Genomic DNA, 25,248 nt, shown 5'->3' on the forward strand with positions numbered 1-25,248 from the left:
GCCGTGGGACGATGAGGGCATGGCAGTGAACATCACGGGCGACGCCGCTGCGGACGCCCTCCTCGACAGCTCCCCGTTCGCCCTCCTGGTCGGGATGCTGCTCGACCAGCAGGTCCCGATGGAGACCGCGTTCGCCGGCCCGGCGAAGCTGCGCGACCGGCTCGGCGAGCTGGAGCCCGCGCAGATCGCGGCGCTCGATCCCGACGCGCTCGCCGCGGTGATGAAGCAGACTCCGGCCGTGCACCGGTTCCCGGGATCGATGGCGGGCCGGGTGCAGGCGCTCGCCGCGGCGATCGTCTCGGAGTGGGGCGGCGACACCGCCGCGATCTGGACGCGCGACGACCCCTCGGGTGCGGAGGTCCTGCGTCGCCTGAAGGCGTTGCCGGGCTTCGGGGAGCAGAAGGCGAAGATCTTCCTCGCCCTGCTCGGCAAGCAGAAGGACCTGCAGGCGCCGGGATGGCGCGAGGCGGCGGGGGACTACGGCACCGAGGGCTACCGCTCGGTCGCCGACATCGTGGACGCCGACTCGCTCACCCGTGTGCGCGAGCACAAGCGGGCGATGAAGGCGGCGGCCAAGGGCTGAACGCGCCTCCCGTGCAGCGTCGCGGCCGCGTGGGGTGTCGGGGGTTCCCGATAGGTTGAGGGGACTCGACGGAAGGGGCTGCGCGTGTTCGTGCTCGACGGAGTGATCGTCACCAGCGCCAGCGACCTGACCGAGGCGTCGAAGTGCGAGTTCGCCTTCCTGCGCGCGCTCGACGTGAAGCTGGGGCGGATCGAGAAGGCGCCCGAGATCGAGGACCCGATGTACGTGCGGTCGTCGCGGCTGGGTGACGAGCACGAGCACCACATCCTGGAGCGCTACCGCGAACGCTTCGGGGGGCAGGTCGCCGAGATCGAGCGCCCGGAGTCGCTGACCGCCGACGCGCTCGCCGCGGCCGTCTCCGAGACCTCGGCGGCGTTCGAGAGCGGCGCGGAGGTCGTCTTCCAGGCGACCTTCTTCGACGGTGCGTTCGTCGGGTTCGCGGACTTCGTCGTGCGCCGTCCCGACGGCCTGTACCGCGTGCAGGACTCCAAGCTGGCCCGCAGCGCGCGCGTGACGGCGCTGCTCCAGCTCGCCGCATACGCCGACCAGCTGCGGAGCCTCGGCGTCGACACAGACGAGACGGTCGAGCTGCTGCTCGGCGACGGATCGGTGAGCGAGCACCGTCTCTCCGACATCGAGCCCGTGTACCGCAAGCGCCGGGCGCGCCTGCTGCGCGTCATCGACGAGCACCTCGTCGACCGGGGGCCGGTCCCGTGGGGCGATCCCCGATTCACGGTCTGCGGGCGGTGCGACACGTGCGATGCCGAGGTGCAGGCCGCACGCGACGTGCTCCTCGTCGCCGGGATGCGGGTGACGCAGCGCGAGCACCTGGTCGCCGCGGGGCTCGGCACCATCGACGCGCTCGCCGAGTCCACGGCCCCGGTCGACGGCATCCCTGAAGGGACGCTCGACGGGCTGCGTGAGCAGGCGCGGCTGCAGCTGCGTGCGACGCCGGGGGAGGCCCCACCCGTGCGGGTCTACAACGCGCCGGTACTCGCCGCCCTGCCGCACCCCGACGACGGTGACCTCTTCTTCGACTTCGAGGGCGACCCTCTCTACACCGAGGGCGCGGGGGAGCGCTGGGGCCTCGACTACCTGTTCGGCATGGTCGACGTGAACGCCGAGTTCACCGCCTTCTGGGGCCACGACTTCGCCGCCGAGCGGCTCGCGCTGGAGGCCTTCCTGGCGTTCGTGAAGGAACGGCGCGCACGGTATCCGCGCATGCACATCTACCACTACGCCGCCTACGAGCAGACGCACCTGCTCGCGCTCGCGGCCCGGCACGGGGTCGGCGAAGAGGAGGTCGACGGCCTCCTGCGCGACGGCGTGCTGGTCGACCTGTATCCCCTGGTGCGCAAGGCCGTGCGAGTGGGATCCCGCTCGTACTCGATCAAGAAGCTCGAGCCGCTCTACATGGGCACCGAGCTGCGCGAGAGCGAGGTCACCAACGGCGCCGACTCGATCACCGAGTACGCCAACGCCCGCGACCTCCTCGCCCTGGGCCGCGAGGACGAGGCGCAGCCGCTGCTCGACGCGCTCGGCGACTACAACCGGTACGACTGCGTCAGCACGCTGCGCCTGCGGGACTGGCTTCTCGACCGGGCCGCCGAGAACGGCATCCCGGTGGGCACCGCCCCGGTCGACGAGCTCGACGTGCCACCGGAGGAGTCGCCCCTGCGCGCGGCGCTGCTCGGCTACGCGGGCGACCCGCTGGACCCGCACCGCACCCCGGACCGCGCGGCCGTCGCGCTGGCCGCCGCGGCCATCGACTTCCACCAGCGTGAGCAGAAGACCTTCTGGCAGTCGCACTACGCCCGCCTCATCCAGCCGATCGAGGAGTGGGCCGAGACCCGCGACGTGCTCTCGGTCGACACGGTGCGCGTCGTGCGTGACTGGTACCAGGACGACGGGCAGCGTGTCGAGCGGCGCGAACTCCTCCTGAGCGGTCGCTGGGGGCCCGGCAGCGCCGTCCGGGTGAGCGAGCGCGGCGGCCCGTTCCTCTTATACGAGTTCCCCGGCCCGTTCCGTCAGCCGCGCGCCCAGCCCGGCTCGCGCACCGCGCGGACCGTCGCCGTGATCGGCGCGACGGAGGACGGTTCGGTCGTCGTCCGCGAGACGCTGCCGCGGGACGTGCTGCCGTACCGCGACGCCCCGACGGCTCTGACCCCCGCCGCGCCGCCGGACGCGCGCCGGCTGGGCGAGGCCATCCGCGAGTGGGGCACCGGGCTGCTCACGGCCCTGCAGGCCGGAACCTGGCCGGTCGACGCCACCGTCGACCTCCTGCGCCGCACACCGCCGCGCACCGTCTCGGGCGCGCTCGCCGACGAGGGGCCGGCCGACGGCAGCAGGAGGATCGCCGCCGTGGTCGCGAGCCTCCTCGACCTCGACCGCTCGTACCTCGCCGTGCAGGGGCCGCCCGGGACGGGCAAGTCGTACCTCGGCGCGCACGTGATCGCGCGGCTGGTCGCCGAGCACGGCTGGCGTGTCGGCGTGGTCGCGCAGTCGCACGCCGTGGTGGAGAACCTGCTCGATCGCGTGGTCGCGGCCGGCCTCGACCCGCCACGGGTCGGCAAGACAGCGAGTGCGTCGGCGGACCCGGATGAGGAGCGCGCGTACACGGTGCTGCCGTCCGACGGGCATCTGCTCTTCGCGGAGGACAACGCGGCCGGCGGCTACGTGCTCGGCGGCACCGCGTGGGACTTCGCGAACCCGGCTCGCATCCCGCGCGACAGTCTCGACCTGCTCGTCGTCGACGAGGCCGGGCAGTTCTCGCTCGCGTCCACGATCGCCGTCGGCGTCGCGGCGGCGAACCTGCTGCTGCTCGGCGACCCGCAGCAGCTGCCGCAGGTGAGCCAGGGGCGGCATCCCGAGCCCGTCGACGGCTCCGCGCTGGGCTGGGTGAGCGACGGCCACGACGTCCTGCCCGCGGAATACGGCTACTTCCTCGCCGAGAGCCGGCGGATGCACCCCGCATTGGCGGAGTCGGTCTCGGTGCTCTCGTACGAGGGCCGCCTGCACGCCCACCCGGACGCGGCCCAGCGGCTGCTCGCGGGGATCGAGCCCGGAATGCACCCCGTCCCGGTGGCACACGTCGGCAACGCCACAGCGTCGCCGGAGGAGGCGGCCGTGGTCGTCGAGCTGGTGCGCGCAGCACTGGGACGATCGTGGAGCGATCCGTCCTCGGGCGTCGAGGACCAGCCGCTCGGCCCGGAGGACGTGATCGTCGTCACGCCGTACAACGCGCAGCTGGTCGAGGTGCGCGCGGCCCTCGACGCGGCGGGGCACCCGGCCGTGCGCGTCGGAACCGTGGACAAGTTCCAGGGGCAGGAGGCGGCCGTCGCGATCGTGAGCCTCGCCGCGTCCAGTGCGGCCGACGCCCCGCGCGGCATGTCGTTCCTGCTGATGAAGAACCGGCTGAACGTCGCGATCTCCCGTGCCAAGTGGGCGGCGTACCTCGTCCACTCGCCGGAACTGGCCGAGTTCCTGCCGACCACCCCGACCGGTGTGACGGAGCTGAGCGCCTTCATCCGTCTGGTCGAGGGCGGCTGAGGCGGCTACGGTGGACGCATGAGTCCCGAGGAGCTGGAGACGCTCGCCGCGCTCCGGCGGGCGCGCGACCTCATCGACCGCGACTACGCCAAGCCGCTCGACGTGCCGACGATGGCCGCGCACGCGTACATGTCGGCCTCGCACTTCTCGCGTCAGTTCCGCGCCGCCTACGGGGAGACCCCCTATAGCTATCTGATGACCCGCCGGATCGAGCGGGCGATGGCGCTGCTGCGCGCCGGGATGAGCGTGACCGACGCGTGCATGACCGTCGGCTGTACGTCGCTCGGCTCGTTCAGCGCCAAGTTCAGCGAGCTCGTGGGGGAGACGCCGACCAGCTACCGCTCACGCGACCACCTGTCGGTCGCGGTGATGCCGGACTGCATCGCCAAGCAGCGCGTCCGGCCGGTGCGCACGCACCAGCACGGCTGAGTCGAGCAGTTTTGGAGAAGCGGTGCCACGCCACCGCTTCCTAGAGTGAAGCCATGAGCATCTCAGTACACTTCGTCGACATCATCGCCACCGACCCCGCGGAGTCCCTCGTGTTCTACCGCGACGCCCTCGGTCTCGACGTCCTCAACGACGTCGCCTACGACGGCCACCACTGGATCACGATGGGCGTGGCCGGCGAGCCCGGCTCCCAGATCGTGATCTCCGACCCGTACGCCGGCCGACCGCAGGCCGACGGCGACGCGCTCGCCGCACTGGTGGCGAAGGGCACGCTCCCCGGCGTCGTCTTCAGCACCGACGACGTCGACGGGCTCTTCGAGCGCGTGCGCGCCTTCGGCGCCGAGGTCCTGCAAGAGCCGATCGACCAGTTCTACGGCTCGCGCGACTGCGCCTTCCGCGACCCGTCGGGCAACATGGTCAAGATCCAGCAGTGGGGCGTCGCCGCGGCCCAGACCGCGTAGCGAGCCGCCGCGCTCTCGGTGCGGCAGCTCAGGCCGGCCGCACCGAGCCGGGCACGAACTCCCGCACCGGGTGGGCGATCGTGGCCGCGCAGGTGCTGAGCAGCGGTTCCGAGAGCCGCTCGGCGACCTCCACCACCACCGCGCCGTCGTCGTGTGCGAGCTCGACGGTCCAGCCGTGGGGGTGCGGGTGCTCGGAGAGCACGCGGTAGGCGTCGATCGCGTCGTCGCCCGAGACATCCCGGGCGAACGCCTCGGCGGCCTGGGCGACCGTGGTGAGGGAGGTCCGGCCGCGCAGATACCGGGGGTCGACGCGTCCCTCGGCGTACCGGGTGACCACGTCGGACGCGTCCGCGGCGGGGACTCCGCCGTAGAGCAGGCCGTGCGGGAAGACGATCATCGTGGCGGCGAAGCGGTCGCCGCCCAGGTGCGAGCACTCCCACGTCTCGTCGGGGAAGGCGTTCGCGAGCGCCTCCACCACCGGACGCCCGCGGACCGCGCAGCACTGGTCGTGCCGGGCGTGCGTGCAGACGGCATACACGGGCCGGTCGCTGGGCTCACCGGCTGTGCCGTCCAGCGGGAGGGCCAGGAGGTCGGCGGGGTCGTCCACCCGCCCCCAGCGGAGGGACGTGCGCCCGGGCCGGGCGTCCACCAGCGCCCACCGCCACGACTCCTGCGCCCGGCGTTCACCGGCTCGCAGACCCGTCTGCCGGATCGCCAGCGGCCGGATCCCGGCCTCCTCCGCCCGCGCGACGAGAGCGGCCCCGATCGCCGGGTCGAGGGCGGAGTCGAAGAACGCGTGGCGTCCCCAGCCGCTCTCGATCTCGACGAGGAGCCAGCGTTCGCCGAACCCGGCCGTGCCGGGCAGCGGATCGCCGCGCTCGCGGGCGCGGTCGCTGCAGGGCAGCCAGCCGGCCGCCGGCGTCACGGCTCGTCGACCACGACGACGCCCTCCCGCAGCAGGCGACGTGCGACCACGACGGCCGACTCCGGGTCCAGAGCGGGCAGCTCTCCGACGGCGACCGGTGCTCCGTCGAGCAGACGCTCCACGGCCGCGCGCGCGGCGATCGGCAGCGCGATCGCGCGACCCGGGAGCCGGACCGTCACCGTCTCGACCTCGATCGTGACGGTCGGCCGCAGGCCGGGCCGGGCGGTGACCACCGTGCGGCCGTCCAGCGCGGAGGCCGCCTCGATGGTCGCCAGCGGCCGCACGGGAGAGGGTGGGGTGTCGCGCCTCCGACGCGCGCGGAGGCGGTCGCCGACGGCGGCGGCGATGCTCGCGCGACGTCCGGGGTCGCTGAGGGCGTCCCGCAGCGCGTCGAGCGCGGCGTCGACCTCGGGGTCGAGCAGGGACGCGTCGTCCGGGTCGAAGCCGAGGGGGAGGGAGGCACGCAGCGACGGGACGTCCGCCGCGGTCGCCACCGCCGCCTCCACGATGTCGGTGCGCGTGTAGGCGGCCACGCCCACCGTGAGGTGAATGGAGAGCTCGCCGAGTGCGGTGGCGGAGTGGATCCAGCCGCGCGGGAGGTACAGCGCGTCGCCGGGCCGGAACGTCTCGTCGATCGCGGGCGTCTCCTGCGCGCGAGCGGCGACGGCGGTGCGGTGGTCGGTCCAGGGCTGGTCCCGCAGCGGGTCCGTGTGCACGGGCTCGTGGATGCGCCAGTGCTTCTCGCCCGCGATCTGCAGCACGAAGACGTCGTGCACGTCGTAGTGCGGATCGAAACCGCGCGACGAGGCCGGGGTGATGTAGGCGTTCACCTGGCAGGGATGCCCGAGCTCGGCCGACAGCGCCCGCGCGAACGCGGCGATCGGCTCCCACGTGCGGTGCAGCCCCTGCAGCACGAGGGTCGCTCCGGCCGCCATCTCGGCGAGCACGCGGTCGCTGGCGACCTGGTCGCCGACCTCCGCGCCGAAGCCGCCCCCGGACGTGTAGCGCGCGGGAGGGAGGACGTCACCCTCCTTCGCCATCCGGACGAACGGCGTGCGCAGGGCGCGGGCGGCGACGAGCTCGTCGACGTCGTCCCTGCTGAACAGGTCGGAGAAGTCGCCGCCGAGGTCGGCCGCGCGGGTGAAGAGGGGGCGCTGCGACCAGTACTCGGACGCGAACGCGTCACCGGGGATCGCCGTGCAGCGCGAAAGCGCGGGCCGGTCGCCCGGCCCGCGCTCATCGGTCGCCATCAAGCGGACCCGTCGGCTCCGCCGTCGTGCCCGTTCGGGTTGGCGCCGCCGTCGGCCGGGCCTTCGCCCGCCGATCCGTCGGCTCCGCCGTCGTGCCCGTTCGGGTTGGCGCCGCCGTCGGCCGGGCCTTCGCCCGCCGATCCGTCGGCTCCGCCGTCGTGCCCGCCGGGGTTCGCTCCGCCGTCGGCGGGGCCTTCGCCGCCGCCGCTGGCGCTCGTGGTGATGTCGTCGTCGTCGATCGCGCCCATGTGGGCCTCCACTTCGCTCGGTGCTCGCCACACTACGCGCGCTCGTCACATTTCGGAACGCACTTTGACCCTCCACCGCGCGGCTGGGAGGCTGGTTCCACCGGCGGACGAACACCGGTATCACATTCCCCCCTTCACAAGAGAGAGGCACAGCCATGCCCGACGCCACCCCTCCTGCCGGCTCCCCGACGCCGGCGCTGCCCGAGAAGCCGAAGAAGTCGAAGGTCGGCTGGATCGCGGGCATCGCCGTCGCGGTCGTCGTCGTGATCGTGGCCGCCGTGCTGATCGCCGTGAACGTCGCCGCCAACGGTTCCTCGCAGGCCGCCGGCGCGAAGAACGTCACCGTGAAGATCGGCACCACCGAGCAGGCCGCCCCGTACTGGGCCATCCTGAAGAAGAAGGCCGCCGCCGAAGGCATCACCATCGACGTCGTCGGCTTCAGCGACTACACCCAGGCCAACCCGGCGCTCGCCGACGGCCAGATCGACCTCAACCTCTTCCAGCACCTCCAGTTCCTCGCGAACTACGACGTGCAGGCGAAGCAGAACCTGGTCCCGATCGCGTCCACCCTGGTCGTGCCGCTGCCCCTCTACTCGCACAAGTACGATTCGGTCGACGCGATCCCGCAGGGCGCGCAGATCGCCATCCCGAACGACGCGACCAACCAGGCGCGTGCGCTGCTCGTGCTGCAGAAGGCCGGCCTCCTGAAGCTCAAGGACGGCGGCAACACGCTCGCCACCCCGGCCGACATCGACGCCTCGGCCTCGAAGGTCACCGTCATCCCGGTGGACGCGGCCCAGACCGCTCCGGCGCTCAACTCGGCCGACGGCGCCATCGTCAACAACAACTTCGCGCTGACGGCCGGAATCGACCCGAAGTCCGCCATCTTCCAGGACGACCCCAAGTCCGAGACCGCGGAGCCGTACATCAACGCCTTCGTGTCGCGCGAGAAGGACAAGGACAACGCGACCTACCTGAAGATCGCGGAGCTGTACCACTCCAAGGAGGTCACCGACTCGGTGCTCGCCGAGTCGAAGAACACCGCGGTGATCGTCGACAAGCCGCAGGCCGATCTCATCGCCGTGCTCGACACGCTCAAGAAGAACATCGAGGCGGCGAAGTAACCCGGTGAGCCCCATCATCGAGTTCCGTGGCGTCACCAAGAGCTTCCGCTCGGGTGACGCCACGGTCGCGGCCGTCGAAGGGATCGACCTCGCCATCGAGCGCGGCGAGATCTTCGGCATCATCGGCTACTCCGGCGCCGGCAAGAGCACGCTGCTGCGGCTCATCAACGCGCTGGAGCACGCGACCAGCGGCACGATCGTCGTCGACGGCCGCGAGATCACCGCTCTGAAGGAGCGCGACCTCCGCAGCGTCCGTGCCGGGATCGGGATGATCTTCCAGCAGTTCAACCTGTTCCGCTCCCGCACGGTCTTCGGCAACATCGCCTACCCGCTGAAGGTGGCGGGCTGGCCGGCGGACAAGCGCAAGGAGCGCGTCGCCGAGCTGCTCGCCTTCGTCGGTCTGACGGACAAGGCGTGGTCGTTCCCCGACCAGCTCTCCGGTGGTCAGAAGCAGCGGGTCGGCATCGCCCGGGCGCTCGCGACGAACCCCGACATCCTGCTCGCCGACGAGGCCACCAGCGCGCTGGACCCCGAGACGACGGCGGACGTGCTCTCGCTGCTCAAGCGGGTCAACGACGAACTCGGGGTGACGATCGTCGTCATCACGCACGAGATGGAGGTCGTCCGCTCGATCGCCGATCGGGTCGCCGTGCTCGACTCCGGCAAGGTCATCGAGCAGGGGACCGTGTTCGAGGTGTTCTCGGACCCGCAGACGTCGACCGCTCAGCGCTTCGTCGGCACGGTGCTGCGCAATCAGCCCGGCGCGGACGACATCGAGCGGCTGCGGGGCAAGCACTCCGGTCGCATCGTCTCGGCCCGGGTCGCCGACGACGGACGCCTGGGCTCCGTGCTCTCCGACGCCGTCGGCCGCCACGGCGTGCGCTTCGAGATCGTCTACGGCGGCATCTCCGCCCTGCAGGGTCGGTCCTTCGGCAGTCTCACGCTCGAACTGATCGGCGAGCCCGCCGCGGTGGATGCGCTGATCGCCGAGCTCCGTACCGTCACCGACGTCGAGGAGGTGTCCGCATGAGCGACTGGTCCACTCTCTGGCCCGTCTACCTGGACTCGATCGGCCAGACGCTCTGGATGGTCGTCGTCACGCTGGTGCTGGGCGGCATCTTCGGGCTCGTGCTCGGCGTGCTGCTGTACACGACCCGCAAGGGCGGTCTGCTCGAGAACCCGGCCGTGTTCACCGTGCTCAACATCGTGGTGAACTTCATCCGCCCCATCCCGTTCATCATCTTCATGACGGCGATCGCCCCGCTGACGCAGGCCGTGCTCGGCACGTTCCTCGGCACGCCGGCGGCGATCTTCCCGATGACGATCGCGGCGACCTTCGGCATCTCGCGGATCGTGGAGCAGAATCTCGTCACGATCGAGCCGGGCGTGATCGAGGCGGCGCGGGCGATGGGCTCGCACCCGCTGCGGATCATCGCGACCCTGCTCATCCCGGAGGCGCTCGGGCCGCTGATCCTCGGCTACACGTTCATCTTCGTCGCCATCGTGGATCTCTCGGCCATCGCCGGCAGCATCGGCGGAGGCGGCTTGGGCAACTTCGCGATCGCGTACGGCTATCAGCGTTACGACTGGGCGGTGACGTGGATCGCGGTCATCACCATCGTGATCCTGGTGCAGGCCGCGCAGTTCCTGGGCAACTGGCTCGCGCGCAAGGCGCTGCGCCGCTAGCGACTGCGCCCTCCCGGGACGTCTGCGCCTGCACGCGCAGCCGCAGACGTCCCGGGACGCGGCACGCGCGTTCCTAAAGCGGTCCCGTGTAGCGGCCGACGGGGCGCAGCCGGAGGGGCGGTTCGCCGTACTCGGCGAGGGCGTGCACCACGAAGCCGATCGCACGCGCCGTGGCGAAGACCACCTCGCCCGCGTCGTCCCGCATCCCGTGGGCGAGCGTGAGGGCGCCGAGCGCGAGGTCGATGTTGGGGTGCGCGCCGGCGCGGTCGCGCAGCAGGGTGGAGACCGCCTCCACCGCTGAGAGGACCGGCGCTGCGTTGGCCTCGGCGGCGAGGAGGTCCAGGAGAGCCCGGGCGCGCGGATCGCCGTCGGGATACAGCGGTTGACCGAATCCCGGGACGGGGCCGCCGGAACCGGCGACGACCGCGTCGGCCACAACCCGGGCGGGATCCTCCCCGGCGACGACGCGAGCCAGCAGCCGATGAGCTGCACGGCTGGCGTTGCCGTGCAGCGGGGAGTCGAGCGCGCCCATCCCGGCGATCACCACGCCGTAGGGGGTCGCCCGGGCGGAGGCGGCGGCCCGTGCGGCGAGGGTGGAGACCGCGAGGTCGTGGTCGATCAGCAGGACCAGAGCGGCGTTCAGGATGCCGACTGCGCTTGGGGTCGGAGTCGTTGGGGCGAGACGGCGGTGGAGGCGCAGTGCGAGCGGGTCGTCATCCGTCTCGCTCGCGCCGTCGCCGCCGCCCACGACGGGCAGCACGGAGACCATCCCCGCCACCATCCGTTCGGCGGCCCCGGCGACGGTCGCCGGGTCGAGGGAGGTCCGCAGCGGGTCGGCCGCCGCGAGGGCGGTCACCGCGATCAGCTGGCGATCCCGGTCACCGGCGGAGGCGGGCAGCGCGTCCGCCGCTCGCCGCGCGGCCGCCATCCCGGCACCGGGGGAGAACCGGGCGTCCGCGTCCCACGCGCCGGTGAGCGCCCACCGCGCGACGGTCTCGAACGGCTCGCGCGCGAGCTCGACGGCGCGGCGCCCGCGGTAGACGAGGTCGCCGTCCTCGATGAGAGCGAAGGTCGTCTCGATGACCATGAGTGGGCGGCCGTCCGATCGCCCGGTCGCGGGGCTCCCCGGAGCGGAACGGCGTCGCCGTGCGGCGGCGAACCGCTCGACTTCCAGCGGGTCGAACGACGAGCCGTCGGCCGTCCGGTCGCGGGCGAGCTTGCCGCGAGCCACGTAGGCGTAGAGGGTCTCGAGTTTGACCCCGAGGCGTTCGGCGGTCTGCTCCGCTGTGAGGCGGGGGAGGGCATCCATGTTGATCCGATCAACGTTGACGTAGTGGAAATCCACGCTCACACTACCCTCATGGACCGGATGAACGACACCCTGATCGACGTCCCGCGCGGACTCACCAATGTGGTGGCCGCCAGCACCGCGCTCGGCGACGTGCGCGGCCAGGAGGGCTTCTACCACTACCGCCAGTACCCGGCGATCGAGCTGGCGCGCGATCACGCGTTCGAGGAGTCCTGGTTCCTGCTGCTGAACGGCGAGCTGCCCGACGCGGAGCAGCTCGCGGCGTTCCGTGCGCGCACGGCGGAGGCGCGGCGCATCCCTGATCAGGTGCGCGAGCTCCTCCCGGCGATCGCGCGGCTGACGGCGGGGGACGCGCTCGCGGGCCTGCGGATGGCGCTGGATGCCGTCGCTGCCGCCGACGGCATCCGCCCCGTGTACGACGAGGACCCCGGAGAGCGGCTCGTCGACGCGGTCCGCGCGGCCGCCGTGACGCCGGTGCTGCTCGCGAGCCTGCACACCCTCGCCGAGGGAGGTGAGCCGCTGGAGCCGCGCGACGACCTCGGCCACGTGGCCGACTACCTCTACCTGGTCACGGGCGCTGAGCCCGATCCCGAGCGGGTACGCGCCCTGAGCGCGTACATGACGGCGGCGATCGACCACGGCTTCAACGCGTCCACCTTCACCGCCCGGGTCATCGCGTCCACCGGCGCCGACCTCGTCGCCGCCGTCGTCGGAGCGCTCGGCGCCCTGTCGGGACCGCTGCACGGCGGCGCTCCCAGCCGCGCTCTCGACACCCTCGACGCGATCGGCACGCCGGACCGCATCGACGAGTGGATCACGCAGACGGTCACCTCGGGCGGCCGCGTCATGGGCTTCGGCCACGCCGTGTACCGCACCGAGGACCCGCGTTCGCGGATGCTGCGGGAGGTCGCCCTCGGGTTCGGCGGACCGCGCGTGGAATTCGCAGTGCGGGTGGAGGAGCGCGTGCAGCAGCTGCTCGCCGAATTGAAGCCCGGCCGGGAGCTGCACACGAACGTCGAGTTCTACGCCGGCATCGTGATGGAGCTGTGCGGCATCCCGCGCTCGATGTTCACGCCCACCTTCGCGGCTGCGCGTGTCGTCGGCTGGTCGGCGCACGTGCTCGAGCAGGCGGCGGACGGGAAGATCCTCCGCCCCTCCGCCCGCTACGTCGGGCCCGAGCCGGTCAGGCCGCCCGTGCTCCGATAGATCGGCCGCCGGCCGGCGACACCAGGCCGCGGCTATGTCTCGTTGGGATCCGTGCCGGCGAGCCGGGCGAGGAGTCGTTCACCTCCGGTCCGGGGGATCTCGACATACAGGACGTACGTGCGGTCGTCCGCGTGCCGGTCGGCCCACTCGAGGCACTCGACGACGGAGGCAGCCTCTGTGAGCCGCCATTCGTCAGACGCGCCATCGGCATCGTGGAAATAGACACGGTAGGCGTCCGGCTCGAGCGCCGCACTGATGGTTCGCGGGTCAACGGTCGAGGCCTGCATGACACGTCTCCTCATCTGCGACCGGCGCACGCCTTCACCCCGACGGCGGTCGAGCGAGGTCGCTGCGTCCATGCGGCGAGCGTATCGTGCCGGGTGAACGGAGGCGATGGCGATGCGTGGAGCGGTGCGGCACGTGGAGTGGGTCGGCGACGAGGATCCGGAGCGGCTGGAGGCGGCGACGGTCACGCTGGCGCCGGACCGGCTGGACGCCCTCGGCGTCTCGCGGACGACGGACTACGTCACGAGCTGGTCGCTCGAGACCGGGCCCGACTGGGTGACGACGCGGCTCGACGTCTCGGTGACGGGTCGCGGCTTCACCCGTTGGCTCGTGCTGACCCGGGACGATGGCGGCCGGTGGGCGAGCGAGAGCTGGGCGCACGGGACGACGGCCTTCCACGGCGAGTCGATGGCGCACCCCGGTCTCGCCGAGCCCGCCGCCGTCGACGGCGCCCTGGACTGCGACCTCGCCCTCTGCCCGGTCACGAACACGATGCCCATCCTGCGGCTCGGCGCCCTGCGTGGCGTGGAGGAGACCGAACTCACGATGGCGTGGGTCGACCTGCCGAGCCTCGAGGTGCGGGCGAGCCGGCAGGTCTACAGCGCCGCCGAGCCGTTCGACTCCGCGAGTGGCCGCGGCGTGGTGCGCTACCGGAGCGCCGACCGCGGCTTCGTCGCCGATCTCGGCGTGGACGAGGGCGGCGTGGTGATCGACTATCCGCGACTCGCCCGGCGCATCCGCGCCCGCTGACGCGAAGGCACCCGCTGACGCTACGGCGTCGGGTCGAGAGCGTCGTAGCGTCGGAATGCGCCCTGCACCCGCACCACCGTCGCGACGAGCACGACGATGAGCAGCCCGCCCAGCAGCGGCGGGAACCAGAGGGCACCGGTGAGGGCCAGGAGGCCGATGTAGAGGTCGCCGAGACGCGGACCGCCGGTCACGACCACGGTGAAGACACCCTGCAGCCGGCCGCGCATCGTGTCGGGCGCCGACGCCTGGAGGATGGTCATCCGGAAGATGGAGCTGATGTTGTCGGCGGCCCCGGAGGCGGCGAGCAGCAGTGTCGCGAGCACGAGCGCCGGGAGGTTGGCCTGGGCGATGGAGGTGCCGCCGCCGTTCCAGCCGCCGATCGCGACGACGGCCAGCACGATCCCGAAGCCCAGGATGCTGGCGCCGTAGACGAGGATGGCGCGCTCCACGGCGCGCCCCTGCCAGCGGACGTGTCCCAGCCGGCCGGAGAACACGCTCGAGACGAGGGTCCCGACCGCGCCGGCGGCGGTGAGGATGCCGACCGTCACCGGGCCGCCGCCGATCAGCAGCGCGCCGACGGCGGGGAAGAGGGCGCGCGGCTGGCCGAAGGTCATGGCGATGAGGTCGAGCACGAACGTCATGCTCAGATTCGGGGCGGAGCGCAGGAACCGGAGCCCCTGGAGCACCGACGCGAGTCCCGCGCTCTGACGCTCGCCCTCGGGGACGATGGACGGCAGCGTGAAGATCCCGAGGAACGCCGCCGTGAAGAGGAGCACGTCGGCCGTGTAGGTCCAGGCGATGCCGACGGTCGCGACCAGCACACCGGCGAGGGCGGGCCCGACGGTCACCATCACGCCCATGCTGATGCCGCCGAGGGCGCTCGCCGCGGGCAGCAGCCGGGTGGGGAGGAGGCGCGGCGTGATCGCCTGCCGCGTACTGCCGATCATCACGGACGCGACGGCGTTGATGGTCGTGAGCACGTACAGCGGCCACACCACCTGGATGTCGAGCCAGGCGAAGACGGCGATGCCCGCGGTCGACGCCCACGCGACGATCGCCGTGACGAGCGCGACGAGTCGCCGGTCGAAGGCGTCCGCGAGGACGCCGCCGTAGAGGCCGAACACGATCATCGGCCCCAGCGCGAAGAGGGCGACGAGCGCCACCGCGAGGGTCGAGCCGGTGAGGTCGTAGATGTGGAGGCCGACGGCCACGATGGTCATCTGACCGCCGATGCCCGAGATGGCACCGCCGAGCCAGAGCCGCGCGAACGCGGGGGACTCCTTCAGCGGGGTGAGATCGACGAAGTGGCGCCGGCGGGCCAGTGTCGTATCGTCGGGCTCCTTCGTGGCCGGAGCGTCGTCCGGACTCAGAAGCGGGGCTTCTTGCTGAGCGCGACGGCGGCGGTCGAGAAGACGACGCCGGCGGCCATGATGGTGAAGGTCACCGCCTGCAGCAGGGTCTGCCAGAACGGCTCGAACGGCGTGACGGACACCCAGAGCCAGAGCACGGCGCCGATGAGGGTGATGACGTAGCTGAAGGTCTTGCGAGCGGCGATCGCGTTGATCGCGACGACCGTGCCGGCGACGACGACCTGGAACAGGGGCAGGCCGGCTCCCGGGTTGCCACTCCAGGTCGCGATGAGGCTCCAGATGCCGAAGACGATGGTCGCCAGGACCACGACGGTGGCGATGACCGAGCCGAGCGCACCGGGGAGGGTGGCGCTGAGGCTGCGGACGAGCGGGCCGTGCTCGTCGTCGGCGGTGACGGCCTCGGTGTGGGCCGCGGTGGGGGCGGTAACGTTCGTGCTCACGACGACTACCCTACCTCCCGCACGACCTCGTCCGGCGACTTGTCGGGCCGCAGGCCGCGCCAGGAGGGCTGGCGCAGGCGGTCGGTGCCGGTCCACTCCGCGAACTCGACCTCGCCGACGTGCTCGGGGCGCACCCAGTTCGCGCCGCGGGCGTCGGCGGAGGGCACGCCTTCGAGCGGGCTGGTCTTGCGCGGGTGCGCGGCCAGCAGGGCGGCGAGCCGGTCGAGGTCGGCGTCCGAGAAGCCCGTACCGACCTTGCCGACGTAGCGCAGCACGTCCCCGTCCGGGATGCCCAGGAGCAGGGCGCCGAGGGTCCCGGCGCGCCGACCGGTTCCGGGCGTCCAGCCCCCGATCACGACCTCCTGGGCCAGATGGTGCTTGATCTTGATCCAGGAGCGGGATCGGCGACCGGTCGTGTACGTGCTGTCGCGGCGCTTGGCCATGACGCCCTCCAGCCCCAGCTCGCGCGATGACGAGACGGCGTGGGCGAGGTCGCCCGCGAACGCCGGCGGGACCTGGATCGGGTCGCCGCCAGGTGGTCGCAGCGCGTCCTGCAGCGCCGACCGGCGCTCGTCGTAGGGCGTGCGGCGGAGGTCGTGACCGTCGAACTCCAGGATGTCGAACACGAAGTAGTGCGCCGGTGCCCGCTCCGCGGCGGCGGCCACCTCGGCGGGGCGGGTCAGTCCCATCCGCGACTGCAGGAGGCCGAAGTCCGGGCGTCCGCGCGGAGTGAGGGTGACGATCTCGCCGTCGACGACGAGGTCGTGGCCGTCAGCGAGCGCGACGAGCCCGGCGAGGTCCGGATAGGTCGCGGTGACGTCGTTGCCGTTGCGGGTGGTGAGCCGCAGCTGGTCGCCGCGCACGACGGCGACGGCGCGGATGCCGTCCCACTTCATCTCGAACGCCCAGTCGTCCTCGTCGTCGACGTCCTTCTCGGAGCCGAGGGTGGCGAGCATGGGGGAGACGGGCGTCTCGGTGATGCGCTCCGTCGTCGACTTCTTCTTCGCCGCGTCCGGCTTCGCCTTCGTCTTCGCCGCCGGCTTCTTCTCGGCCGCCTCCCCGTCGTCCTTCATCAGGTGGATGAGCCAGTTCTTCTCGTCGCCGTCCCGGCCTGCCGTGCGGATGAGCGCGAACTTCCGCGGTTCGCCGCCCAGGCCGCCGTCGGACTGTCCGTGCAGCGTGACGATCACCTCCGCATCCCGCCACTTCTCGAGCTCGTACTCGCCGTGGTCCCAGATGTCCACGTGCCCGGCGCCGTACTCGCCGTGCGGGATGTCGCCCTCGAACGTCCCGTACTCCAGCGGGTGGTCCTCGACGTGCACCGCGAGGTGGTTCTGCTTCGGGTCGACGGGCGGCCCCTTGGGGAGTGCCCAGCTGACGAGCACGCCGTCGTGCTGCAGGCGGAAGTCCCAGTGCAACCGCCGGGCGTGGTGCTCCTGGATGACGAACGAGCGGCCGTCGACCGCGTCCGGACTGACCGCGGGGACCGGCTCGGGGGTCTTGGCGGCATCGCGCTTGGAGCGGTAGGTCGTCAGCCGATCGCCCGCGGCGTCGGGCAGCTGCTCGGCGTCCGGGTGCCCGGCCTCGGCCGTGCCGCCCGCGGAGAGACCGGCCAGGGGATCGCCGTGCTTCTTCACGCGCTCGAGCACCTCCTCGTATTCCAGGTGACGCAGGTCCTTCGCCTCCAGCTCGCGCCAGGTGCGCGGTGCCGCGACTGTCGGCCGGAGCCGCCCGCGCAGCGAGTAGGGAGCGATCGTGGTCTTCGCGCCGTTGTTCTGGCTCCAGTCCACGAGCACCTTGCCCGCCCGCAGCGCCTTCTTCATGTCGCTGACGACGAGGTCGGGATGGTCGGCCTCCAGCGCCCGCGCCAGTTCGTGGGCGACCGCCGAGATCTGATCGCTCGTCTGCGATCCGTCGAGCGGGGTGTAGAGGTGGATGCCCTTCGAGCCGGAGGTCACCGGCAGCGGGTCGAGCCCCATGTCGGTCAGGATGCCGCGAGCCAGACGGGCGACCTCGGCGCAGTCGGCCAGGGTCACCCCGTCGCCCGGGTCGAGGTCGAGCACCATGCGGTCCGGGTTGCGCCGGGCGTCACCGCGTCCGACGCGCCACTGCGGCACGTGGATCTCCAGCGACGCGATCTGCGCGAGCCACACCAGCGTGGCCCGGTCGTTGACCAGCGGGTACGTGTTCTCGCTCGTCTTGTGCGTGATGGTGCGCTGCTTCACCCAGCTCGGTGTGGAGGAGGCATCGAGGTTCTTCTGGAAGAAGACCTCGCCCGGATGGTCGGCCGTGCCCACACCGTGCACCCAGCGCTTGCGGGTCGCGATGCGGTCGCGGGCGTGCGGGATCATCGCCTCCGCGATCGCGTGGTAGTACCCGATCACGTCCGCCTTGGTCGTCCCGGTCTCCGGATACATGACCTTGTCGAGGTTCGTGAGCTTCAGCCGGTGACCGTCGATCGAGACGGTCTCGGTGTCATCCGCAGCCATGCGCCCACCGTACGCCGGGGAACATCCTTCGATCACTGGTTGAAATCAGGGCGATGCGCGGACACGATAGAGCGCATGAGGGCCATATGGACGGGTGCGATCACCTTCGGGCTGGTCAACGTGCCGGTGAAGGTCTACAGCGCGACGGAGGATCATGACGTCGCACTGCACCAGGTGCACGACGCCGACGGCGGCCGCATCCGGTACCAGCGGCGGTGCGAGATCGACGGCAAGGTCATCCCGTACGAGCACATCGCGAAGGCGTACGACGACGGCGACCGGACGGTGATCCTCACGCCGGAGGACCTGTCGTCGCTCCCGGCCGAGCGCAGCCGCGAGATCGACGTGGTCGAGTTCGTGCCGAACGAGCAGATCGATCCGATGATGCTGGACCGCAGCTACTACCTCGAGCCCGACTCCAAGTCGCTCAAGGCGTACGCGCTCCTGCGCAAGACACTGGAGGACGAGGACCGCACCGCGATCGTGAACTTCGCCCTGCGCCAGAAGACGCGCCTGGCGGCGTTGCGCGTGCGGGGCAACGTGCTCGTGCTGCAGACGATGCTCTGGCACGACGAGATCCGGGAGGCCGACTTCCCGGCCCTGGACTCGACTCCGCGGATCACCGAGCGCGAGCTGAAGCTCTCCGCGGCGTTGATGGAGAGCTTCGCCGGCGACTTCGAGCCGGAGAAGTTCACCGACGAGTACCAGGAGGAGCTGCGCCGCCTCATCGACGCCAAGCTCGAGCAGGGCGAGAGCATGGACACCGCCGAGACCTTCGGCGAGGAGCCCGAGAAGGCGAAGGGCGGCGGCGAGGTGATCGACCTCATGGAGGCGCTGCAGCGCAGTGTCGAGCGCAGCCGGTCGACGAAGGAGCCCGCCAAGAAGGCCCCGGCGAAGAAGACCGCCGCCAAGAGCACCGCCGCCAAGAGCGCACCCGCCAAGAAGGCGAAGAAGCCCGCGTGACGCGCCTGCGCCGCAGCGACCCGTCCGGGCCGGGATACCACCGTCGTGCCAGCAAGAAGGGTCCGGTCTACGAGGACGAGGCCGGCAATCCCATCGTCGACGAGCGCGAGCTGGAGCGCATCCGCTCGCTCGTGATCCCGCCGGCGTGGGAGGACGTGTGGATCTCGCCCGACGCGCGCGGGCACATCCAGGCCGTCGGCACCGACCAGGCCGGGCGCCGGCAGTACCGGTACCACGACTCCTGGCGGCTGCATCAGGACCGCGTGAAGTTCGAGCGCGCCGCTCAGCTGGCGGAGACCTTGCCGTCGGCGCGGCGCAAGGTGACCATGGATCTCCGCGCGGAGGGCTTCGGGCGCGACCGCGTGCTCGCGGCCGCCTTCCGCATCATCGATCTCGGGAGCGTCCGCATCGGCAGCGAGGAGTATCTCCACGCCAACGGGAGCCGTGGCCTCACCACCCTGCTCTGCCGGCACGCCCGCATCGACGGCGACGAGATCACGCTGACCTTCCCCGCCAAATCGGCCCAGAAGTGGACGAGCACGATCGTCGACGCCGACCTCGCCGAGCTCCTGACCCAGATCCAGGCGCTGCGCGGCCAGCGCTCGCGGCTGCTCTCGTGGAAGGACGGCACCTGGCACACCCTGCGCCCGGCCTCCCTCAACGAGTACATCCGCAGGCAGACCGGCGGCGAGTTCACCGCGAAGGACTTCCGCACCCTCCACGGCACGATCGTCGCCGCGGAGGCGCTCGCCGAACTCGGCATCAGCGACACGGAGTCGCGTCGCAAGAAGCGCGTGACCGCGGCCGTGAACGAGGCTGCCGCCGCACTCGGCAACACCCCGGCCATCGCCCGCAACAGCTACATCGACCCGCGCGTCTTCGACCGGTACCGCCAGGGAGAGGTCATCGACACGGCGGGCGGTCGCGTGCCCGAGCCGGCGCTGCTGGAGCTCCTCGAGAGCTGACCGGCAGCGCCGGCGACGGTCACGTCGCGGGCTGGGCCTTCGTCTCCGCCGACAGCGGCTGCGCGATGTCCTCGAGCGAGCGGCCCTCCGCGGCGATCCCGAGGAAGAGCTCGACGAGTCCCGCCGCGATCATCAGGCCGGCGCCGATGTAGTAGCCGATGACGACGGAGTGGATGCCGCCCTCGATCAGCTGGCCGAACAGGATCGGTCCGATGATCCCACCGAGGCCGGTGCCGACCGCGTAGAAGAAGGCGATCGACATGGCCCGGGTCTCCATCGGGAAGATCTCGCTCACGGTCAGGTAGGCGCTGCTGGCGCCGGCCGAGGCGAGGAAGAAGACGACCATCCAGCACGCGGTCAGCCAGAAGGCGTCGAGCGCGCCGGTGTCGAACAGGATGGCGGTGCCGACGAGGAGGATGCCGCTGCCGACATACGACAGCGTGATCATGAACTTGCGGCCCACGGTGTCGAAGAGGTGGCCGAGGATCATCGGGCCGAGGAAGTTGCCGATCGCGATCGGCACGAGTGCCCACGGCGCGACGTCGTCCGGCACGTGGAGGAGCTTCGTGAGCACGAGGGAGTACGTGAAGAAGACGGCGTTGTACAGGAACGCCTGCCCGATGAAGAGCGACAGCCCGAGCACGAAGCGCTTGGGGTACCGCGTGACGGCGGTGCGGACGATCTCGCCGAACCCGGTCGAGCGGCGCTGACGGATCTCGATGCCCTTGTCGTCGGGGACGACGGGGAGGGACTCGCCGCTCTCCTTCTCGATGTCGTGCTCGATCCCGTCCACCAGCTTCTCGGCCTCTTCGTCGCGCCCGTGGATGAAGAGCCAGCGCGGGGACTCGGGCACGTTGCGGCGCACGAGGAGGATCACGAGGCCGAGCACGGCGCCCAGGCCGAAGGCGATGCGCCATCCGATGTCCGCGGCGAAGAGCTGCTCGTTCAGGAGGAAGACGGTGAGCACCGCGCCGAAGGCGGTGCCGAGCCAGTAGGAGCCATTGATCGCGAGGTCGACGAGACCGCGGCGGCGGGCCGGGATGAGTTCGTCGATCGCCGAGTTGATCGCCGCGTACTCGCCGCCGATGCCGGCACCGGTGAAGAAGCGGAAGACGAAGAACATCCAGGGGGCGATGGAGAAGGCGGTGAGCACGGTCGCGACCAGGTAGAGCCCCAGCGTGAGGATGAAGAGCTTCTTCCGGCCGAAGCGATCCGTGAGGTACCCGAACACCAGAGCGCCGACGCACGCGCCGGCGACGTAGATCGCCGCGGCCAGACCGACCTGTGCGGTCGTCAGGCCGAGGCCGCTGTCCGGCTCGGTCAGCCGGCTGCCGATCGCGCCGACGATGGTGACCTCGAGGCCGTCGAGGATCCAGACGGTGCCGAGGCCCAGCACGACCAACCAGTGGAAGCGCGACCAGGGGAGGCGGTCCATCCGCGCCGGGATGAGCGTGCGGATCGTGGACAGTGTCGGTTGCTGGGAACCCGGTGTACGTGTACTCACGAAGCTCACCGTACGATCCGTGGGTATTTCCCGGGAGGACCTTGACACGACCGGCGAAACGGAGCAGGGGCTAGGCGGCTAGCGCATCGCCGAGTACGGTGTCAACCCCTTGTTGGGGGCCAGGGCCCCCTGCCTACTCTGAGTGTGCGGCGATCCCGGATGACCCCGGCAGCCGCAGCCGAAACACCGAGGCAACGCACGACAGTACGAGCTGAATGGGATGACACGATGACTGTGCTCGAAGTGACCAGCGACCCGGTACGCGACTACCTGAACTCGATCGGACGGACGCGACTGCTGACCGCCGACGAGGAGGTGGCGCTCGCCAAGCGCATCGAGGTGGGAGTCCTCGCCGGAGAGCGCCTGAGCAAGCGGCCGGGACTCACCGCCCGCGAGAAGCGCGAGCTGCAGTACCTCGCCGACGACGGCAAGCGCGCGTTCGAGCGCTTCATCGAGGCGAACCTGCGCCTGGTGGTCAGCATCGCCAAGCGCTACTCGGGCCGCGGCCTGCCGGTGATGGACCTGATCCAGGAGGGCAACCTCGGACTCGTCCGTGCGGTCGAGAAGTTCGACTACCGCACCGGGAACAAGTTCTCGACCTACGCCACCTGGTGGATCCGCCAGTCGATCCTCCGCGGCATCGCCGACACCGCGCGCATGATCCGCATCCCCGTCCACACGGTGGAGAAGATCGACAAGCTCGACCGCATCCGCCGCGACCTCGGCGGCGAGCTGGGCCGCACGCCCACGCTGGAGGAGATGGCGGAAGCCGCCAACCTGACCGAGGCCGAGGTCCACAAGCTGCAGATGAGCGACTCCGAGACCGTGTCGCTGGCCGTCCCGGTCGGCGAGAACGAGGGCGCCGAACTCGGCGACCTGATCGAAGACGACGACTTCCCGACCCCGCCGGAGGCGGTCGAGGTCGTCTTCCGCCACCGCGACCTCGAGGAGCGGCTGCGCGACCTCCCGCCGCGCGACGCGAAGGTCGTCCGCATGCGCTTCGGCCTCGACGGCCAGAAGCCGATGACGCTCGACGAGGTCGGCGAGGTCTACGGCATCACCCGCGAGCGCGTCCGCCAGCTCGAGACCCGCAGCCTCAAGCGGCTGCGCTGCCCCGAGCTGCTCGAGTACCTGCGCTGATCGCCCGCACACGAGACGAGGACCCCGTGCTCAGCCGAGCGCGGGGTCCTGTCGTCTGCGGGGGATTACTTGCCGGGAGGCGAGTCCGAGTCGACCTCGTCGGCGCCGAGCGCCCCGATCTCCTCGGTCAGCTGCAGCCCGGCGGAGCTGTTCGACGAGATCGTCAGCGCCTCCAGCCACGTCTTGTTGATCTTCGGCTGACGCCCCCCGCTGTAGCGGAACAACAGGGGGACGGCGGGGTCGATCCAGATCGCGCTGCGGCCGTCGCCGACGCTCTGCTCATCCCGCCAGGAGAAGAAGAACCCCTCCTTGCGCCGGAGCTTGAGACCGATGACGATCTGCAGGTGTGCGAGGACGCGGTCCTCGAAGCCGATCTCGGTCGTGCCGGCGTATACGAGCTTGCCCATGCCAGAACCGTACATGACGCCGGCGTCATGGCCACGCCGACCCCGGTTGCGGCTCGCGCCCCTCGGCGTATGGTCGGCGCATGACCCCGCAGCGTGTACTCGTGACCGGAGCGACCGGGTACGTCGGCGGGAGGCTCGTCCCGCGGCTGCTCGAGCGCGGCCACACCGTCCGCGTGCTGGCGCGCTCGCCGCAGAAGCTGGCCGACGTGCCGTGGGCCGACGACGTCGAGGTCGTCCAGGGCGACCTCGGTGATCCCGACTCGGTCGCCCGGGCGATGGAGGGGATGGACGTCGTCTACTACCTGGTCCACTCGATGCGCGCCCGGGGCGACTTCGAGGACGAGGAGTCGGCGGCGGCCCGCACGGTGGCGACCGCGGCGAAGGAGGCGGGCGTGCGCCGCATCGTCTACCTCGGGGCGCTGCATCCCGAAGGGCCGCTCTCCCGGCACCTCCGGTCGAGGGTCGCCGTCGGGCGCATCCTGCTGGACTCCGGCGTGCCGACCATCGTGCTGCAGGCGGGCGTCGTGATCGGCTCGGGATCGGCGTCGTTCGAGATGATCCGCCACCTCACGGAGGTGCTGCCGTACATGCCCGCGCCCAAGTGGGTGCGCAACCGCATCCAGCCCATCGCGATCCGGGATGTGCTGCACTACCTCGTCGAGGCCGCCGACCTGCCGCCCGAGGTCTCGCGCGCGTTCGACGTGGGCGGCCCCGACATCCTGCGCTACGGCCAGATGATGAACGGCTTCGCGGTGGAGTCCGGGCTGCCGCAGCGGCCGATCGCGTCCCTGCCGGTGTTCACGCCGTGGCTCGCGTCCCAGTGGGTGAACCTCGTGACGCCCATCCCGCGCAGCCTTGCGGTGCCGATCATCGAGTCGCTGCAGTACGACTGCGTGATGCACGAGCACGACATCGACGGTGTCATCCCGCCGCCCGAGGGAGGCCTCACCGGGTACCGCACGGCCGTGCGCCTCGCGCTGGCGCGCATGCGCGACGGCGACATCGAGACGACCTGGCGCAACTCGTCCGTCGCCGGAGCGCCGAGCGACCCGCTGCCGAGCGACCCGGAGTGGGCCGGTCACACGGTCTACACGGATGTGCGGGAGCGCACCTCCGACGCCGCCCCGACCGATCTCTGGCGCGTGGTCGAGGGGATCGGCGGGGAGCGCGGGTGGTATTCGTTCCCGCTGGCGTGGGCGCTGCGCGGGTGGATGGACAAGCTGGTCGGCGGCGTCGGGCTGCGACGCGGGCGGCGCGACGCGGACCGCCTCTCCACCGGAGACGCGCTCGACTGGTGGCGCGTGGAACGTGTCACACGCGGACCCGAGGGAGGCGACCTCCGGCTGCGCGCCGAGATGCGGGTGCCCGGTCGGGCCTGGCTCGAGCTGGCCGTCACGCCCGCTCCGGACGGCGGGTCCCGCTACTGGCAGCGCGCGGTCTTCTTCCCGCGCGGTCTCGCCGGGCGCCTCTACTGGTACTCGATCCTGCCGTTCCACGGCGTCATCTTCAACGGCATGGCGAACCGCATCGTGACGGAGCCGGACCGGTTGCGGTCGGTCGTCAGTCCTCCGCCGGCGGAGGGGTGACGAGCGTGGTCGCACTGAGATCCGTCAGGAATCGTGTGACCACCGCGCGCTCGTCGGACGTCAGCGACCGCGCCACGTCGAAGCGCCTGGCGTGCTGCAGACCCATCGTCCGACGCACCTCGCGATGCGTCTCGGGGGTGATCTCGACCGTCACCGCTCGCCGGTCGGTCGGATGCGGCCGGCGCACGACGTGGCCGGACGCCTCCAGCCGGTCCAGCAGCTTGGTCGTGGAGGCGGTGGAGATGTGGAGATGCTCGGCCAGCGCGCCGGCGGTCACCGCTATGCCCGCGTTCATGGAGGCGATCACGTACCGCAGGGCCTTCATGTCGGTCTCGTTGAGCCGCATCTTGCTGCGCGACTCGAAGCTCAGCCGCTGCTCCGCCTCACGCCAGCCACGCATCGCGCTCAGCACCGCCACGATCTCGGCGAGCTCGGATTCCGGCAGGTCGTCGTGGCGGACGAGCTCCTGCCGGGGGTCGATGACGCGCGGGTCGATCATCGACCCGGAGATGCGGCGCGCATCGTCCCTGGAGCTCATGCGGCTATCTTATGCGACGAGTA

At 71.3% G+C, this 25,248-nt stretch carries 24 protein-coding genes; 13 read left to right on the plus strand and 11 right to left on the minus strand.

Features of this window, described 5'->3' with window-relative positions; translation table 11 throughout:
• Positions 1 to 19: 19 nt before the first annotated feature.
• From HNR14_RS16405 to HNR14_RS16420, 4 genes are all read left to right on the plus strand, one after another.
• Complete coding sequence (locus tag HNR14_RS16405) at positions 20 to 583, plus strand: HhH-GPD-type base excision DNA repair protein (RefSeq protein WP_021765093.1); 564 nt, start codon at positions 20 to 22, stop codon at positions 581 to 583.
• Between the two features lie 84 nt (positions 584 to 667).
• Positions 668 to 4,132 (plus strand): TM0106 family RecB-like putative nuclease, encoded by a 3,465-nt coding sequence (locus HNR14_RS16410; protein WP_179701883.1) that lies wholly within the window; start codon positions 668 to 670, stop codon positions 4,130 to 4,132.
• Between the two features lie 18 nt (positions 4,133 to 4,150).
• Entirely contained in the window at positions 4,151 to 4,561 is a 411-nt protein-coding gene (locus tag HNR14_RS16415; protein WP_021763409.1) for a helix-turn-helix transcriptional regulator, read from the plus strand.
• A 53-nt stretch (positions 4,562 to 4,614) separates the two neighbouring features.
• Positions 4,615 to 5,040, plus strand: coding sequence for a VOC family protein (locus tag HNR14_RS16420; protein ID WP_021763410.1), 426 nt, complete (start codon positions 4,615 to 4,617; stop codon positions 5,038 to 5,040).
• A 28-nt stretch (positions 5,041 to 5,068) separates the two neighbouring features.
• Here HNR14_RS16420 and HNR14_RS16425 read toward each other — a convergent pair whose 3' ends face one another.
• From HNR14_RS16425 to HNR14_RS21225, 3 genes are read right to left on the minus strand one after another with little or no spacing between them, the layout of a single operon-like run.
• Complete coding sequence (locus HNR14_RS16425) at positions 5,069 to 5,965, minus strand: sucrase ferredoxin (protein ID WP_179701884.1); 897 nt, start codon at positions 5,963 to 5,965, stop codon at positions 5,069 to 5,071.
• On the minus strand, positions 5,962 to 7,215 hold the full coding sequence (locus HNR14_RS16430; protein ID WP_179701885.1) for a cupin domain-containing protein: 1,254 nt from the start codon (positions 7,213 to 7,215) through the stop codon (positions 5,962 to 5,964). The genes HNR14_RS16425 and HNR14_RS16430 overlap by 4 nt, the downstream gene beginning before the upstream one ends.
• Positions 7,215 to 7,463 carry a BatC protein gene (locus tag HNR14_RS21225; protein ID WP_179701886.1) on the minus strand — a complete coding sequence of 83 codons (249 nt, stop codon included), beginning with the start codon at positions 7,461 to 7,463 and terminating at the stop codon, positions 7,215 to 7,217. The genes HNR14_RS16430 and HNR14_RS21225 overlap by 1 nt, the downstream gene beginning before the upstream one ends.
• A 155-nt stretch (positions 7,464 to 7,618) precedes the next feature.
• On the opposite strand from HNR14_RS21225, the gene HNR14_RS16440 reads away from it, so the two are divergent.
• The 3 genes from HNR14_RS16440 to HNR14_RS16450 are packed head-to-tail and all read left to right on the plus strand — an operon-like array spanning position 7,619 to position 10,273.
• Complete coding sequence (locus HNR14_RS16440) at positions 7,619 to 8,587, plus strand: MetQ/NlpA family ABC transporter substrate-binding protein (RefSeq protein ID WP_021763434.1); 969 nt, start codon at positions 7,619 to 7,621, stop codon at positions 8,585 to 8,587.
• Between the two features lie 4 nt (positions 8,588 to 8,591).
• Entirely contained in the window at positions 8,592 to 9,617 is a 1,026-nt protein-coding gene (locus HNR14_RS16445) for a methionine ABC transporter ATP-binding protein (RefSeq protein ID WP_021763433.1), read from the plus strand.
• A complete protein-coding gene (locus HNR14_RS16450) occupies positions 9,614 to 10,273 on the plus strand; it encodes a methionine ABC transporter permease (protein WP_021763432.1) in 660 nt (219 codons plus the stop codon). The genes HNR14_RS16445 and HNR14_RS16450 overlap by 4 nt, the downstream gene beginning before the upstream one ends.
• A gap of 73 nt (positions 10,274 to 10,346) precedes the next feature.
• Here the strand turns inward: HNR14_RS16450 and HNR14_RS16455 are convergent, their stop codons facing one another.
• Entirely contained in the window at positions 10,347 to 11,618 is a 1,272-nt protein-coding gene (locus HNR14_RS16455; RefSeq protein WP_343064519.1) for a citrate/2-methylcitrate synthase, read from the minus strand.
• A gap of 15 nt (positions 11,619 to 11,633) precedes the next feature.
• Here HNR14_RS16455 and HNR14_RS16460 point away from each other — a divergent pair, with 15 nt between their 5' ends.
• Positions 11,634 to 12,788 carry a citrate synthase gene (locus HNR14_RS16460; RefSeq protein ID WP_179701887.1) on the plus strand — a complete coding sequence of 385 codons (1,155 nt, stop codon included), beginning with the start codon at positions 11,634 to 11,636 and terminating at the stop codon, positions 12,786 to 12,788.
• A gap of 32 nt (positions 12,789 to 12,820) precedes the next feature.
• On the opposite strand, the gene HNR14_RS16465 is transcribed toward HNR14_RS16460, so the two are convergent.
• The gene (locus tag HNR14_RS16465; protein ID WP_179701888.1) at positions 12,821 to 13,147 is read right to left on the minus strand and encodes a hypothetical protein; all 327 of its coding nucleotides are present in this window, start codon (positions 13,145 to 13,147) and stop codon (positions 12,821 to 12,823) included.
• Between the two features lie 34 nt (positions 13,148 to 13,181).
• Between HNR14_RS16465 and HNR14_RS16470 the strand changes: the two genes are divergently transcribed.
• Positions 13,182 to 13,823 carry a putative glycolipid-binding domain-containing protein gene (locus tag HNR14_RS16470; protein WP_246311589.1) on the plus strand — a complete coding sequence of 214 codons (642 nt, stop codon included), beginning with the start codon at positions 13,182 to 13,184 and terminating at the stop codon, positions 13,821 to 13,823.
• A gap of 20 nt (positions 13,824 to 13,843) precedes the next feature.
• Here HNR14_RS16470 and HNR14_RS16475 read toward each other — a convergent pair whose 3' ends face one another.
• The 3 genes from HNR14_RS16475 to HNR14_RS16485 are packed head-to-tail and all read right to left on the minus strand — an operon-like array spanning position 13,844 to position 18,122.
• The gene (locus HNR14_RS16475) at positions 13,844 to 15,145 is read right to left on the minus strand and encodes an MFS transporter (protein WP_179702713.1); all 1,302 of its coding nucleotides are present in this window, start codon (positions 15,143 to 15,145) and stop codon (positions 13,844 to 13,846) included.
• A gap of 44 nt (positions 15,146 to 15,189) precedes the next feature.
• On the minus strand, positions 15,190 to 15,633 hold the full coding sequence (locus tag HNR14_RS16480; protein WP_021765576.1) for a hypothetical protein: 444 nt from the start codon (positions 15,631 to 15,633) through the stop codon (positions 15,190 to 15,192).
• Between the two features lie 5 nt (positions 15,634 to 15,638).
• On the minus strand, positions 15,639 to 18,122 hold the full coding sequence (locus tag HNR14_RS16485; protein ID WP_179701889.1) for an ATP-dependent DNA ligase: 2,484 nt from the start codon (positions 18,120 to 18,122) through the stop codon (positions 15,639 to 15,641).
• A 75-nt stretch (positions 18,123 to 18,197) separates the two neighbouring features.
• Here HNR14_RS16485 and ku point away from each other — a divergent pair, with 75 nt between their 5' ends.
• Both ku and HNR14_RS16495 read left to right on the plus strand, forming a co-directional pair.
• Positions 18,198 to 19,085, plus strand: coding sequence for a non-homologous end joining protein Ku (ku, locus tag HNR14_RS16490; protein ID WP_179701890.1), 888 nt, complete (start codon positions 18,198 to 18,200; stop codon positions 19,083 to 19,085).
• Entirely contained in the window at positions 19,082 to 20,050 is a 969-nt protein-coding gene (locus HNR14_RS16495) for a DNA topoisomerase IB (protein ID WP_179701891.1), read from the plus strand. Before ku ends, HNR14_RS16495 begins: the two co-directional genes overlap by 4 nt.
• 19 nt (positions 20,051 to 20,069) lie before the next feature.
• On the opposite strand, the gene HNR14_RS16500 is transcribed toward HNR14_RS16495, so the two are convergent.
• Complete coding sequence (locus HNR14_RS16500; protein WP_179702714.1) at positions 20,070 to 21,485, minus strand: MFS transporter; 1,416 nt, start codon at positions 21,483 to 21,485, stop codon at positions 20,070 to 20,072.
• Between the two features lie 297 nt (positions 21,486 to 21,782).
• Here HNR14_RS16500 and HNR14_RS16505 point away from each other — a divergent pair, with 297 nt between their 5' ends.
• Positions 21,783 to 22,694, plus strand: a complete 912-nt coding sequence (locus HNR14_RS16505) for a sigma-70 family RNA polymerase sigma factor (protein ID WP_021765581.1) — start codon at positions 21,783 to 21,785, stop codon at positions 22,692 to 22,694.
• 65 nt (positions 22,695 to 22,759) lie between these two features.
• On the opposite strand, the gene HNR14_RS16510 is transcribed toward HNR14_RS16505, so the two are convergent.
• Entirely contained in the window at positions 22,760 to 23,101 is a 342-nt protein-coding gene (locus HNR14_RS16510; RefSeq protein ID WP_179701892.1) for a DUF7882 family protein, read from the minus strand.
• A gap of 80 nt (positions 23,102 to 23,181) precedes the next feature.
• Here HNR14_RS16510 and HNR14_RS16515 point away from each other — a divergent pair, with 80 nt between their 5' ends.
• Positions 23,182 to 24,687: an SDR family oxidoreductase gene (locus HNR14_RS16515; RefSeq protein WP_179701893.1), complete on the plus strand. Its 1,506-nt coding sequence runs from the start codon at positions 23,182 to 23,184 to the stop codon at positions 24,685 to 24,687.
• Here HNR14_RS16515 and HNR14_RS16520 read toward each other — a convergent pair.
• Positions 24,662 to 25,225, minus strand: coding sequence for a MarR family winged helix-turn-helix transcriptional regulator (locus HNR14_RS16520; RefSeq protein WP_246311590.1), 564 nt, complete (start codon positions 25,223 to 25,225; stop codon positions 24,662 to 24,664). The genes HNR14_RS16515 and HNR14_RS16520 overlap by 26 nt on opposite strands.
• Positions 25,226 to 25,248 lie beyond the last annotated feature (23 nt).

The sequence above is a fragment of the Leifsonia naganoensis genome, from assembly GCF_013410615.1.
GTDB lineage: Bacteria > Actinomycetota > Actinomycetes > Actinomycetales > Microbacteriaceae > Leifsonia > Leifsonia aquatica.